10 protein-coding genes are annotated in these 13,391 nt (G+C 58.2%); 6 read left to right on the top strand and 4 right to left on the bottom strand.

All coding sequences use genetic code 11. The annotated features are described in order from the left end of the window. Nucleotides 1-12: 12 nt before the first annotated feature. Entirely contained in the window at nucleotides 13-1,251 is a 1,239-nt protein-coding gene (locus tag RCO31_RS10080; RefSeq protein WP_308968186.1) for an O-antigen ligase family protein, read from the bottom strand. Nucleotides 1,252-1,574: 323 nt separating this feature from the next. On the opposite strand from RCO31_RS10080, the gene RCO31_RS10075 reads away from it, so the two are divergent. The 3 genes from RCO31_RS10075 to RCO31_RS10065 all read left to right on the top strand — a co-directional run bounded on the left by RCO31_RS10075 (nucleotide 1,575) and on the right by RCO31_RS10065 (nucleotide 5,442). Further along, nucleotides 1,575-2,996, top strand: coding sequence for a hypothetical protein (locus RCO31_RS10075; RefSeq protein WP_308968185.1), 1,422 nt, complete (start codon nucleotides 1,575-1,577; stop codon nucleotides 2,994-2,996). Between the two features lie 272 nt (nucleotides 2,997-3,268). After that, nucleotides 3,269-4,216 (top strand): NAD(P)-dependent oxidoreductase, encoded by a 948-nt coding sequence (locus RCO31_RS10070; protein WP_308968184.1) that lies wholly within the window; start codon nucleotides 3,269-3,271, stop codon nucleotides 4,214-4,216. A gap of 248 nt (nucleotides 4,217-4,464) precedes the next feature. Further along, a complete protein-coding gene (locus tag RCO31_RS10065; RefSeq protein ID WP_308968183.1) occupies nucleotides 4,465-5,442 on the top strand; it encodes a hypothetical protein in 978 nt (325 codons plus the stop codon). Nucleotides 5,443-5,729: 287 nt separating this feature from the next. Here RCO31_RS10065 and RCO31_RS10060 read toward each other — a convergent pair whose 3' ends face one another. The 3 genes from RCO31_RS10060 to RCO31_RS10050 form a co-directional block, all read right to left on the bottom strand. Next, nucleotides 5,730-6,476 (bottom strand): TylF/MycF/NovP-related O-methyltransferase, encoded by a 747-nt coding sequence (locus RCO31_RS10060; RefSeq protein ID WP_308968182.1) that lies wholly within the window; start codon nucleotides 6,474-6,476, stop codon nucleotides 5,730-5,732. Nucleotides 6,477-6,523: 47 nt separating this feature from the next. Further along, complete coding sequence (locus RCO31_RS10055; RefSeq protein WP_308968181.1) at nucleotides 6,524-7,612, bottom strand: polysaccharide biosynthesis protein; 1,089 nt, start codon at nucleotides 7,610-7,612, stop codon at nucleotides 6,524-6,526. A 500-nt stretch (nucleotides 7,613-8,112) separates the two neighbouring features. After that, nucleotides 8,113-9,177, bottom strand: a complete 1,065-nt coding sequence (locus RCO31_RS10050; RefSeq protein WP_308968180.1) for a glycosyltransferase family 2 protein — start codon at nucleotides 9,175-9,177, stop codon at nucleotides 8,113-8,115. A 339-nt stretch (nucleotides 9,178-9,516) separates the two neighbouring features. Between RCO31_RS10050 and RCO31_RS10045 the strand changes: the two genes are divergently transcribed. The 3 genes from RCO31_RS10045 to RCO31_RS10035 all read left to right on the top strand — a co-directional run bounded on the left by RCO31_RS10045 (nucleotide 9,517) and on the right by RCO31_RS10035 (nucleotide 13,387). Then, nucleotides 9,517-11,169, top strand: coding sequence for a hypothetical protein (locus RCO31_RS10045; RefSeq protein WP_308968179.1), 1,653 nt, complete (start codon nucleotides 9,517-9,519; stop codon nucleotides 11,167-11,169). Nucleotides 11,170-11,318: 149 nt separating this feature from the next. Beyond that, nucleotides 11,319-12,647 carry an FAD-binding oxidoreductase gene (locus tag RCO31_RS10040; RefSeq protein ID WP_308968178.1) on the top strand — a complete coding sequence of 443 codons (1,329 nt, stop codon included), beginning with the start codon at nucleotides 11,319-11,321 and terminating at the stop codon, nucleotides 12,645-12,647. Then, nucleotides 12,584-13,387 carry an SDR family NAD(P)-dependent oxidoreductase gene (locus RCO31_RS10035; RefSeq protein ID WP_308968177.1) on the top strand — a complete coding sequence of 268 codons (804 nt, stop codon included), beginning with the start codon at nucleotides 12,584-12,586 and terminating at the stop codon, nucleotides 13,385-13,387. Before RCO31_RS10040 ends, RCO31_RS10035 begins: the two co-directional genes overlap by 64 nt. The last annotated feature ends 4 nt before the right edge of the window (nucleotides 13,388-13,391 follow it).

Raw genomic sequence — 13,391 nt, 5'->3', positions numbered from 1 at the left:
GAAGTCCCCTGTTCAGTTGGCGAAACGCGGGCTACGCGCACCCGTGTCCGACGATCGCCCGGACGTAAACCGACCGGCATACGAGAAAAACAGTGCCATCGATGTAAAGTTGTCCAATAAGTTCTCAGAGAAGAAATAGATGAGCAGCACAGTGTAGAGGATCTTCGCAGCCTGCATCTTCAGCGACATGACGATGCTGATCACGAAGACGACGAATATCAGAAAGCTGAAAAACCCGTATTCCACCATGACCCGCAAGTAGTCGTTGTGCGGCGGCATGGGTATGTAAGCGATGAGAGCAGACTGGTTTGCGCCATAACCGAACAAGAAGGTTCCGAGCCCTTGCGCAGTGTAGTACTCCCATATGTTCGTCCAATGAATGATACGGAAGAAAGCCGAGAGGTCGGTCGTTCCGGTCAAGTCGATCAGTTGCTTGTACGTGAGGCGGGCGACCGTGCTGGGGTTCAGGCTCCAGATCAAAGCCATGCTTTCCAGGCCCGTCAGCAGTCGATCCATTGCTCCAAGCGCGAAGGCAATAGAGCCGGCGATCGCCAGGGCAAATAGGACGAGGAACACTTCTCGTCTCAACGGGAAGAAGGACCACATGCCGATGGCAAGGATGGTGGCCAGGGCAGCGCCCGCTCTGTTCATCACCGCAGCGTTGATGAACTGCAGTATCAGGATCTTGTTGCCGAACCACGGCGACAGGCAAAAACACAAAGCAGCAAAGTAAAGCGCTGCCGTATTCGTGTTCGGGAAGTAGGCGAACACGTCGGGAAACTCGAAGCCTACGAAGATTTTAGTCTGGCCCACCAGTTTGAATAAGAATGGCAGAACGGCGAGCGCGTAGATGCACCACTTCTCAGCTGGCCGCAGACGTCCTGGAGCGCTTCGGCCCGCGACGTAGAATGTAAAGAGCGACAAGTACTTGATCGCGGCGGATGTCTCGAAGCTCCCGTAGTTCGCCAGATAACTCGCGCCGACGAAAACACAGGCGAGCACCAAAAGAACCTTGTAAAAGCCGCTGTCTTCCCTGCCTACAAATATAACATAGACCGAGTATGAAATCAGCAGCAGGCTCACAGCGTTGCTGAGCGTATTGAATAGCGTCGAGCCGGTCAGGTGGTAAGCGAACGTCAGCAGATTCAGGAATACGAGCCCCAGGCAGGTCGCCAGGAAGAACAGATCCTGGATCGCTATCGATACGGGAACAACGTATGGCGCTTCCCTGCTTGCAGTCAGGCTTTGCACAACCGAACCTCTCCCACCTCACCCGACGGACGGTTTGCGCTTAGGTCCCTCGAAGAGGGCCTCGGCAGCCTGCCAGAGCCTCCTGCCAGGAAATGCGGCAGTTAGAGACGGATATAGGTGATTGATCCAAATCCGAGTTGACGGACGTCAACACGCGCTGCTGCGCCTGGCGTACAAGCGAATCGCTGCAACGCGAGCGGGTTAGACGCATGTTCCCGGGCGAAAAGCATTCGTTTCCGCTGGTGGCAAGAAGCATCGATCGCAGCATCATCGGCGCGCCGAGACGCTGGAGCTAACACAGGTACCAACAAGCGGAGTTGATAGTGGAACGCAGCATAAGCTCCATATTCGCCAACACTTTCGGTCTCTTGTGGCGCCGGCAATGGATCCTGTACCTTTGTCTGCTTCTAACCTCCGCGGCGGCCTTCGGTTACTACACGCTGGTCGGGCAACGCTACGAGGCCTATGTGCTTCTGCGCGCAGGGCAGGGTATCAAGGAGCGTTCGGGCACCGCTAATGTCTCTTTTGGAGAAGGCGTTGACCTTCAAAGCCGGATGGAATCCCTGTCGCGTATCGCCAAGATCGATCACGTGATGCAGGAGGCGGTGAAGAACACTGGCTACGATCGGTTGTTTCCCAAGTCGGAAGCGGCGGATTCCGCTGAGGAGTCCGGCAAGGAAAAGGACGAAGCGACGGCGGCTATTGAGCGTGAACAGGGTGCCATTTTTAGCTTGCGGGATCGTGTCATTGCGAAGCAGGAGGGCAGATCTGACCTTCTGAAAATAACGTTCCGTCACAAAAATCCGGTCGTCGCCGCAAGTTTCCTGGACGAACTCGCCAATGCGCTGGTGGCAATCCATACCGCTGACGTTCAAGTGCCGGGAGCGCAGGAATTCTTCTACCAGCAAATGAAACGCCTCGAGGAAGAGGCTGTAACGGCGGCTTCGAATCTGGAGAACTTCTCGGTTAATGCGCAGATCTACGCGGTCGACGAACAGCGGCAGCTCCTGCTCAGGCGGGCCAACGAACTGGCGACCCAGATGTCGACGACGCGAGGGCTTATCGAGGAACGAAAAGGACAGAAGCAGGCGATCGTCGACCAGCTGCAGGTGCTCAAGCCGGTCACGAGCTCCAGAACCGTTACTCGCATCGTCGGGACGCTTGGCGGTCAGGATCCGCGACGACCGACTGAAGCCGCGACAAGGCAGGAGCTCGAAGAAACGCCTCCGTTGCTTCTGGTGAAGGTCTATCAGGACAACATGGCCACGCTCATGAAGGTCAGCGCCGATCTCAATGGTGCGACAGAGCTGTTGAACCAACTTGGCACGGAGCTCGAGAACGTGAACGCGGACCTGGCATCGCTCTCCTCGAAGGAAGCTGAGTATGGCAGGTTGAAGCGCATCCTCACCGCGGCGTCGCAGGCCGCCGCGCATTATGCAAATCGGATGCTCGAGGAACAGATCAATGCCGAGGTTGCCAAGAAGACCCAGCTCTCGAGCCTGAGGGTCGTCCAAAGGCCAATCGCTCCGACGGATCCTGTTTTTCCGCAGGTCCCGCATCTCATTATCCTGGCCCTGGTCGGCGGCATTCTGCTTGGTCTGACGATTATTGTCGGGCCGGAAATCGCGAGAGCGTCGATGGGCCATCAACAGAAGTCCGAGTTGATGGCCGGGTACGAGGACCCGGTGAGCTTGTTCGTGGCGCGGCAAAGAAAGGATGGATACAGGGACCATCAATCCGCCTGACGACTCGAGCGACATGGAGATTGATGAAGTGGAGCTGCCGGCGCGACCGATGTGTTTCTCCCAATGCGCTGGCGCTCGAAGCTCTGTCTTGCGGCCTTCCTCCGGACGCGGCCGCGTTTCACCGACTGATGCGGCGGGCGGGTTCGTTCCGCGATCGTGAGCGCCTGCGGCTCGATGCGGGAGGGTTCGAGCGGCTCGAATCTGCTACCGTCAGGCGAATGCATCCGAGTGGTCTTCCTTCGAAGCAGCCTGTGAAAGATCAAGAGCGCTGAATGCACGATCTCGTTGCGATTAAGGGAAAGAATATCCTCGTCGTCGGCGCGAGCGGCTTTCTAGGCCGTCCCCTTGCGACCCGTCTTGCGGCAGGCGGGTCCAGGGTTTGTGCGGTGTGCCGGAAGTCGCCCGAAGCCGATGCCGAGAACATCCATTGGGCGCACGGCGACGCTGCCGACGCTGAATTCGTAAATCGGCTGTTCTCCTCTTTTCGGCCGGCGGTCGTGTTTCATCTCGCAAGCGATAGTCAGGGTGGGCGCGCACTCTCGTTGTTGCCGGGAAGCGTGCACAACGATCTCGTAGCGACGATCAATGTTCTGCACGGCGCAGCAAGCGCTGACGCAAAGGTCGAACGGTTTGTCATGACGGCTTCGCTCGAGGAGCCAGAGGGCGCGGAGCCGACCCCGATGTCGCCGTATGCGGCCGCAAAATGGGCAGCAAGCGGCTACGGCCGGATGTTTCGGCACCTTTACGATCTGGATGTGCGTGTCGTCAGGCCCATGATGACATTCGGGCCTGGGCAGAAGGAATGGAAATTCGTGCCAAGTACGATCCTGTCCCTGTTGGCGAATCAACGGATCGCCATCGGCAGTGGTTCACGGCTTGTCGACTGGGTCTATCTCGACGACGTGGTCGAGGGGCTGCTAGCTGCAGCTTGCGTGCCGGACGTGCCAACTACGGTCGATCTCGGATCGGGGGCGTTGGTCAGTGTTGCTGACGTAGCGCGTGAAATTGGCCGACAACTTGGCCGAACGCATCTTCTGCAGATTGGCGACGGAGCGCGGGGTGAGGAGATCGTCCGCGTCGGAGATGCAGCCAAGGCTCGCGAACTCCTCGGTTTCAGTGCCACAACGTCTTTGCCGGACGGTATTGCCCGTGCCATCGCCTTTTATAGCGACGCGGTGCGCCAGCCTGGTCGTCGCCACATTGTGATGCCAAGCGGCTGAACGAATCGATCCACTGCGAAAGTCCAGAACGCCATCGATGACAGGGGATCGGCATCTTACAGTGTCGATCTGGCCGCTTGGTGTTGCAGACGATTGGGTCCGGACGGATCAGAGCCGTGGGCAAGCTTAAAATATGCGCCGGCAAGTTGATGATCGTCAAAACCTGTCTGGCCTTGATTGATCAGATTGCGATCCGACCAAGCCCCATTCTGGCAAGCAACCATGCCCCGCCGGCCGAGGAGGATATCATGGGTTCAGTGTATATCGATTCCAAGATTACGGACGAGGAGCGGCGGAGCAGACTCTATGCCGGAGACATCTTCATCTGTTCGCCGACCGAGGGAACGCGCGCGTTGATCGATCTTGCGCGCCAGATGCTCGAGGAGGCATTCGCACCTCATGACCCCAGGACGATTCACAAGTGGAAGACGCCGGAGGAGGTCGCGGCGATCCTTGGCAAGCTGAAGCCGCAATTCATTCATCACCCCGAGTGTAAGCAGATCATACCGCAGATCATGCGCGAGCACGGTGTTGATCTGGAAAGTTTGTACTTTGACGTTCCTCGTTTGCGTTCAGCGTATCCGTCGCATTTTCTTTCCTCGGGCATTGCCTACGCCTTTCATCCGCATCGCGATACGTGGTACTCGGCGCCGATGTGCCAGCTCAACTGGTGGCTGCCGATCTATCCGATCGAGCCCGACAACTCGTTGGGCTTCTATCCGCGCTATTTCGAAGAGGCTGTGAAGAACAATTCGGAGATCTACAACTACTACGAATGGAATACGAACAACCGTGCGACGGCGGCTCAGCACGTCAGAAGCGATACGCGCGAGCAACCGAAGGCACAGCAGGAGCTGGAGCCGGTGACCGTACGCCTGCTGCCTCCGCCGGGCGGTACCATTATCTTCTCCGGCGCTCAGATGCACGAGACGGTCCCGAACACCACCAACGCGGCCCGGTACAGCATCGATTTCCGCACCGTCCACTACGACGACGTGCTCGCCCACCGCGGCGCGCCAAACGTCGACTCGCGGAGTACCGGGACCACCATGCGCGACTACTTGAGGGCAAGCGACCTGACGCATCTGCCGGAAGAAGCGATCGCGCTTTACGATGACGAGACCGCAAAAGGCGAGCGCGTTCTCTATTTCGGCGACAAACTGCTTCAGGAGACACATGCCGGCAACGGCGCCACGGGGCCCGGTGCGTCGCATTCGCCGGCGTAACCCCCTTGTTTGTGTGACGCGCTACGACGTTAGCGACGCTCCGCTCGGACAAGTGAATCATCGTCATGGCCGGGCTTGTCCCGGCCATATGCCGTTTCGCACCCAAGACGGATGGGCAGGGCGGGTCGTGGAGAGCGCAGCAGGCACGGACTGCGCTCATCCATCTTGATGGCGTTATCGAACGGCACCGGCGCCTGCGGGCGCGATTTACCGCCTTAAGCGATCCTCGTAACGTCGACGGATACGCGGCGAGGCGTGTATTTGAGCGCTACGCCGCCGCAGCTGTTCTATGCCACGTCGGATAGCGGCGTTGAGAGGCCGGGCGAAAGTATTTGAACAGAAGCATTGAGCTCCTGCGTGTTGTAGACAAGATAGCGGTACTTGAGCGATCGAGAGGCGACGAACTCCTGAAACGCCTTGTATTCGTGCTCGCGCCAGCCTGGATAATTGAAGTACTCGTCGAACAAGATCACCGCCCCTGGTCCGAGCCTGTCGCCGAGGACGTCGAAAATGGTCTTTGTCGAAGAGTAGAGGTCGCAATCGACGTGCAGGAATGCGATCTTTTCATTGTGATTGCGCGCGAAGGTCGGGAGGGTATCCTGGAACCAGCCCTTGTGAAGGGTCACGTTGGAACGCACATGCGGAAGCTTCCCGCCAGTATGGAAGGTTCCTTTCCTGTACATGCCGAACCAATCTTCCGGCAGGCCTTCAAACGAATCAAAACCATGAACTGCCCTGGATCGTCCGACATTGTCCGCAATGACGTTGATGGTCGCACCGCTCCATACCCCGAACTCGAGAACCAGGCCCTCCTTCGGGGCATGCGCCAGGCTGTGAAGAAGGACTTCTTCCTTGCAACTTGATGCAAGTGCTCCCTTCATATGCTTTTCCGCGTAATCCGCGCCTTCCAGCGCTGCCTGCAGGCGCCTGGCGTTCTCATGGCTGAACGCTTCATGCCAGCCAACGACTCGTCTGCTGACCTGCCGGACTTGCTTCTTTGCACCTTTGAAAAGAGGCGTATCCTTGTAGCTCATCTGAACCTCCGCCGAACGACCTTGACTTACCGGTTCTGGAGCGCAGATCAGGCTCCGAGTTGCCGGGACTCGGGACTCGTGAGTAAGGAATCAAACAGCAGCCGGTAACGCCAAAGCCCGATTCCGATAAAAGTGATCAGCATCGCTCCTCCCGCGCCATAGAATCCTGCCAATGGCAGCAGCGTCACCTGGGCAATGACCAACACGCCGACCGATACCACGGTTGTCAGCGTCATCAGTCGATCGTGATGCGCAGTGAACAGTCCCATGGCAGCGAAGTCGGCGAGGTAGCGGACGGCCATTCCGGCAAGTATCAGCCAGAATGCAGGCAAGTCTGCAGCGAGTGAGGGCTGGCCTAGCCATGGCAGGAAAATCTGGAAAGCGGATCCGACGGCTATGCTGAGCGCGGCCGTGGCCAGCGCCGTCGTTTGTGTGAAACGCCAGGCCAGTTGGCAATGCGCGGACGATCCTCCGACACGATAGGCCTGAATAAGGAGAGGACGTTGCTGCTGCTGCAGGACCAGTGCGAGAAAGCTGGTAGCGGCATTGGCTACGGTCCAGAAGAGGAAATAGACGCCGGCGAGCTTTATCCCGAGGAACAGCGTGACGAGATATCGATCAATGTACTGGCTTGCGATGAAGCAAAGGTCGGTAACGTAGATGATGAAGGATTTCCGGATGGTCGTCGTAACGACGGACAGTTGAAAAGGGAGGGAAAGAGATGCTTTCCAGGGCCAGGACCAGCTCGCGTATACGAACAGCGTAAAAGAGAGCATGCTTCCGATCAACCAGAAGCCGAACAGGTGCGAGAGCGTCCTGAGATCGGGGTCCCAGATCGCGAGCGGAATGTAGACGCAAATCCAGGCGGCGCCGCGAAGGAAGGCATTCGCGTTGGCCAGGAAGTGGTGCTGTATGCTGGAGAAAAGGTAGAAGACGTCGTTGCCGATATGCTCAAAGAACGTCACGGCGACAATCAGGACCCACAGAGAAGACGTTCCGAACATGCTTGCGAAAAGAACCGCGACCGTGAACATGACGACGTAGATCAATGTCACGAAAGCCCAGTAGTGGCGTAGACTGTTGGTCAACTCAGCGCGGGAAGTCGTGACTGCGTCACGCATCAGCAGGTGATTCATTCCCGCATTGACGACCGTCGGTACGACCGCGATCGCGCCGACGGCGAGCCCATACAAGCCCAGCGATGAAAGATCGAGATAGTGCGCAATGAAGATCGCAAGGGCGAACTTGGTGCCCATTACGCTCGCCCGCATGGCCATGATTGTCAGAACGCCAAGAAACCGACTGACTGAAGCGGACATAGGTGCATGGTCTCACTGGGCAGACGACGAATCAGAGTAAGCCAGCCGCATACTCCGCAATCGTCGCGGCAGGCTCCCGCGCCGTTCGCCAGGTCCACTCAGCTGGAACGCGAGGCTGAACTCATGTGAGCTGAAGGCCATCAATGACTCCCGCAAGTAACCTTGCGCACGCCGTTCGCGGGCAAGTTGATGGTTGTCAATAAGAACAGCGGTGTGACGGGATGTGTGCATCCCGATCGGCCCATCTTCGCGATATCGGTCGGTTCCCGGACGAAGTAGCCGGCATCGTCACGTCGAAAGGTCATGCGGACGGGCAATCAGGCCAAGCGTTCCTGGATACTGTACCTCAACTGCCGGAGCTGAGTCGCGAGCGGTTGCGGGCAAAGGACGACGGCGAGAAAGCGTAGGACGGCCTTGACGCTGACATTGGACAGATCGTGTCGGAACTGCCACAGGACGTTAAACAGTTCCTGAATCCCGCCGCCGCTGCTGCGATAATCGGACAAGGCCGTCAGCCCGCGGCGCGCAAAGTGCCGCCGGGCCTCGATCTGGATTGTCCTGCGTTGCTGTGGATCGGCGACATGGGTCTCCGCGGTTTGCGCGATGAGGTCGGCGACCGCGCGCCCATCACGCAGTAGTAGCTCGACTCCCAGCCGGGCCGTTGCCGACTGGCTATGATACGTGAAGGTTGCGCAAGCCTCATTGACGAAGCCGGCCTTTCCGAGCAACAGCAGCGGAGCCCAGCAGGCAACGTCGGCGGTGTGCGGCAGGTCGAGCGGGTATCCGCCCCGTGCGCGCAAGAGGTCGGTTCTCATCATGACGCTGCAGACCGCCACGGTGGTCTGGTCGGTCAGGAAGTCCGTCAGAATCTCGGTTCCGTTCCAGACGCCGGTGTCATGAAATCGGCTGGTGTGTGCAGGCTTTGTCCGTTGGAGCGCAGCTGCATGAATATTGCTCAGCGCGATGACGATCGGAAGTTGCGGCTGTTGTCTGATCAGACGAGTGCATTGTTCCAGGAACGTGGGAGCGATCCGGTCGTCGTCCGAAACGAAGACGATGTAGTCGCCTTTCGCGTTCGCAAGGCAGGCGTTCCAGTTCGGGTGCATGCCGATATTTGTGGCCTGAGTGATCACGCGCAATCTGGCATCGTCGAACTCGCTGAGCACGCTCAGGGTGCCGTCCGTCGAAGCATTGTTCGACACCACGACCTCCAAGTGCGGATAGGTCTGCGACAATGCGGAGGCTACGCACCCCTTCAACAGCGTCGCCCGGTTGAACGTTGGAATGGCGATCGTGATCAGCGGGTAGGTAGGAGCCAGGCTTGAATCGGAAAGGGTCATGAGGTCACCAAGAGACGCGACGTCGGGTGCCGGATAGGTCATCCACGGCGCTATTCGTGCAACTAATGCGAACTTTGCGCGCCGTAGAATTGATGGGCGTCAACTTCCGATTTGCGGTTTTGCTCGATCGTTGTGGATGGCTGCGGGCGGCAGTTATAGGCGTTCCATTGCCCTCCCGACCCTGGCCGGTATCAGTTGACGCTGCCGTCACCAAAGTAGGCGGAAAGCGCTAGTCGCTCGAAAGGATGGATAAAGGCGGGCCGCTTCGAAAGCTTCCCGCTGGTCTGGGCGAACGCTTAGGCGTGCATGTCCACGACACATGTATTTGTCCCTGCCGCCGTCGGCGAAGGAAGACCAATAAAGTGACGAACGATTGGGCCGATGATGACAGTCCGACAACATCGCGTTGCACTTTGCTTCTCAGCTAATCTCGCATTTTGGCTGAGCCTGATATTTGCCGGCCTGCCGGCGCCATTCGTCGACGACATGTTCTATCTTGGTGCGGGACTCGAACTGGGAAGGTCCGGTCAGCTCATTAATCCCTGGTTGCTCGGGCACTTTCCCGGAACCGATCATTTTATCGTCTATCCGCCTCTCTTCTTTTACATCGTCGCTGCATGGACCAAAATCCTTGGAGTTTCGACCTGGGCTCTCGCAGCGCTTTGGGCGATCTGCAGCGCAATTGCGACGACGTTCTTCGCGCGGTTTCTGGAGCGGGCGTTTGGGATCTCAATCTGGTGGCCGGTTTCTCAGGCACTGCTGTTCGGAGCGCTCGCATACAGCGGCTTCCGCCCTGAATTCGTCGGCTTCGCGTTTCTGTTTGCTGGACTGTACTACGTATTTTACGGGCAAGGCCGGGCAGTGGAAGCGGCAGGCGTGTTCCTGCTCGGACTCAGCGTTCTCGCAGCTCCGGTATTGCTCGGAATTGTATTTGCGATTGCGGCAGTGTGGTTATGGCATAACAGACGCGACCGACGCGCTCTCGTGAGCATGCTTTTTGCTGGCGTTGCTGCAGGTGCGGTAATGCTCGGAATGACAGCGCTGATGATCGAGGGGCAGGTGGCAGAGATGGTCCGGGCCATCGGTTACCACAGCCAGCGTTGGATACTGCTTGGTGAGACCATACACGAAGGTGGCGGCGTTCGTCTCGGCTACTTCTATTTTTCGAGCATGATCGTGCTCGCCGCGCTTGCTGCTGTCAAATATGCCTTTCGCTTGCCGTTCGAGAAGCTATTCCTGACATTGTGCTTCATCGTTGCCTCCTATCCTTTCGTCAAAACTATTCACGTAAGGCCGTCAATCGAGCTGCTGTTCAGGTCGTTCATGGTGATTGGCGTGATCGTCGAGGCCATCGACGTGGTGATGCGCGTCTTGGCAAAACGAGGCCTTGGTACGCAGCTGAACGGGCAACTGAAGCGTCTGGCTGTGGCCGTCTTCGTTTGTGTCACAGTGCTCGGCCATGCATATTCCGTCGTGCGCTTGCAGAGACTTCAGTTAGATGGCCCGCTCGTTGCGCAGACCTTGCAAAGAATAGGGGAGAAGAAAAAAGAGCAGGAGATCAAGAACATCCTCGTTGATTCACTTACCGCCCGGCTTGTCTTCGACTTCACCCTGCCGGAAGGAGCGAAGGATTGGTATTTTTCGGAGAGCTTTCCTCAATATTGGCCTCCAACGCCGTCCGCATTGCGGTCGGACGCAATCTGGGTCGTGCATGAACAGGTCTTGTATCGTTGGACATCGGATTTGATCGCAAGAGGCAAGGTTCATTGGACGAACCCCCAGGAGATCAATGCCGCGTTCCGGGGACGCTATTATCCGACAAGCAGCACGGTTGGCCTTGGTAATGATAATGGCGAATCAAACATGCTGGATAAGACGCTAAGGCTCACGCTGCGCTTTCCGAGCATCCCGCCGCAGCTGTTGCCCATGAACAGAGCGCCGATCTGCGTCGTCTCTAACCACGAAGTGGCCACCTCTGACGAGCTCAACCTTCTTAAGGCGATACTTGCGGAGTGTTCCAAATCGCTGAGTTAATCCATTCACGATGCGTGGCCCTCACCTGAGGGGATGAGCATGAAGAAGACTCAAGACCCACGGCAAAGAAGCTCCATTTCCACTGTGCACGGGATCGGGAACGTCCGGTGGTGTTCAGTTCCGCTTGGAGCATTCGTTGAGGATTTCAGGTGACCGGTGGACGCGCGTCGCGCCAGGTTTCCGCGTGGGGCCGACTCACGGCAAACCTGCATGAGGTGGTGCGACTTACGAATGCTGCGCAAGCTTGCGAAAGGCTCAGCGGCGGCGCATCGACTACGCTTCCTGTGGGAGTTCGACGTTCATATGGCGACGTTTGCCTGAACTCAGGCGGGAGGTTGCTGGAAACCGTCCATCTCGATCGCTTCATTCACGCGGATTGGCAGAGGGGCGTCGTTGTCGTCGAGGCTGGGATGACGATCGACGAACTCCTGCGTGTTTCGGTGCCCAACGGATGGTTCGTGCCGGTGACGCCGGGCACCAAGTTCGTGACGCTCGGAGGTGCAGTCGCCAACGACGTTCACGGCAAGAATCATCACCTGGCAGGAACGTTCGGTCGCTATGTGCGACGGCTTCGTCTTGCACGTTCTGATAGCGAAATCGTCGAAGTCTCGCCGGAGCAGCAGCCTGAGCTGTTTGCAGCGACGGTCGGTGGCCTGGGATTGACGGGCATCATCGTCGACCTCGAGCTGAAACTGCTGCAGATCGCATCGAGCTATCTGGAGGTTGAAACGCTGCCGATGGCGAACACCGATGATTTCTTCCACCTCAGTGCCGAGAGCGAGAAGTGGCCCTATACGGTCGCATGGGTCGACTGTTTCGCGACAGGTGCAACGATTGGCCGTGGTCTCTACATGCGTGGGCGGCCGCTTGACGATAGTGCTTTCGATGCTCACCCGAGACCGTCGATTGCGGTTCCGTTTACGGCTCCGTCAGTCATTCTGAACCCGTTGACGATACGCAGCTTCAACGCGTTTTACCGGCGCATGGCCACGCATGATGGCTTGGTACGAGTGCACTACGACAAATTCTTCTATCCGCTCGATGCGGTCGGATCGTGGAACAGGCTCTATGGCGCGCGCGGATTTTATCAGTTCCAGTGCGTCGTTCCGATGGCGCAGGGTGGCGATGTGGTGCGACAGCTGCTGCAAACCGCAGCCGAAGCGCGCCAGGGGTCTTTCCTGGTGGTTTTGAAGACCTTCGGCAATCTTCCATCGCCTGGAATACTGTCGTTTCCGCACGAAGGCGTGACACTGTCGCTGGACTTCCCGAACAAGGGCAATGACACAAGCAAGCTGCTAGCCCGTTTGAACGCGATAGCAATTGACGCCGGCGGCCGCATCTATCCCGCCAAGGATGCCACCATGACCGCGGCGCAGTTTCAATCGTCGTATCCACGCTGGCAGGAGGTCGAACGATGCCGCGACGCGGCAATCATGTCGGACTTCTGGCGGCGCGTAACTGGTCGTATCTCGCAATGACGCAGCGTATTCTCATCCTTGGCGCAACATCGGCAATCGCGCATGCTTATGCGCGGCTTAAAGCCAAAGAAGGCGCCGCCTTTGTGCTTGCAGGTCGCCGCACCGACATGCTGGAGGCAAATGCCGCCGACCTCATGGCGCGAGGTGCGTCATCGACGGCCCTCGTCGCTGCGGACCTGGCTGACCTATCAGCAGTCGAGGCGACGATGGCGGCCTGTCGCGCGCACTCTGCGACATTCGACGAGGTCCTGCTCGCCTATGGCATGCTTGGCGATCAGGCGCGTGCTGAAGCCGATCTCACGCAAGCGCGAACACTTATCGATGTGAATTTCACGAGCGCTGCGCTCTGGTTGCTGGCCCTGGTGAAAGAGGCGGCCTTGACGCCGCTCACGATCGTCGTGGTCGGTTCGGTGGCGGGTGACCGCGGTCGCAAGACCAACTTCATCTATGGTGCGGCGAAAGGCGGGCTGGAGCGCTTCGTCGAGGGGATGCAACACGCGCATGCATCAGGCCGGGTCCGCATTGTCTTGATCAAGCCGGGCTTCGTCATCACGCCGATGACCGATGGAATTGCCAATCAAGGGGGGCCGCTATGGGCAACAGCAGAGGCGGTCGCCGGCGACATCGTCAAGGCGGCACGCTCCGGCAGGCCTTGCGTCTACACGCCATGGTTCTGGTGGGGAATCATGACGACTGTTCGTAATCTACCGCGTGCGGTTTTCAATCGCCTGAACATCTAGCGGG

This window comes from Bradyrhizobium sp. LHD-71 (assembly GCF_031157255.1).
Classification (GTDB): domain Bacteria; phylum Pseudomonadota; class Alphaproteobacteria; order Rhizobiales; family Xanthobacteraceae; genus P52-10.
Note: the sequence above shows the minus strand (reverse complement) of the source record. Positions and strands in the feature narration are given on the sequence as shown.

What these genes read in the sequence shown, in the direction of transcription:
- RCO31_RS10070 (WP_308968184.1), top strand. Translation starts at nt 3,269, where the DNA reads ATGCACGATCTCGTTGCGATTAAGGGAAAGAATATCCTCGTCGTCGGC.
- RCO31_RS10065 (WP_308968183.1), top strand. Translation starts at nt 4,465, where the DNA reads ATGGGTTCAGTGTATATCGATTCCAAGATTACGGACGAGGAGCGGCGG.
- RCO31_RS10060 (WP_308968182.1), bottom strand. Translation starts at nt 6,476, where the DNA reads ATGAGCTACAAGGATACGCCTCTTTTCAAAGGTGCAAAGAAGCAAGTC.
- RCO31_RS10055 (WP_308968181.1), bottom strand. Translation starts at nt 7,612, where the DNA reads ATGAATCACCTGCTGATGCGTGACGCAGTCACGACTTCCCGCGCTGAG.
- RCO31_RS10050 (WP_308968180.1), bottom strand. Translation starts at nt 9,177, where the DNA reads ATGACCTATCCGGCACCCGACGTCGCGTCTCTTGGTGACCTCATGACC.
- RCO31_RS10045 (WP_308968179.1), top strand. Translation starts at nt 9,517, where the DNA reads ATGATGACAGTCCGACAACATCGCGTTGCACTTTGCTTCTCAGCTAAT.
- RCO31_RS10035 (WP_308968177.1), top strand. Translation starts at nt 12,584, where the DNA reads ATGCCGCGACGCGGCAATCATGTCGGACTTCTGGCGGCGCGTAACTGG.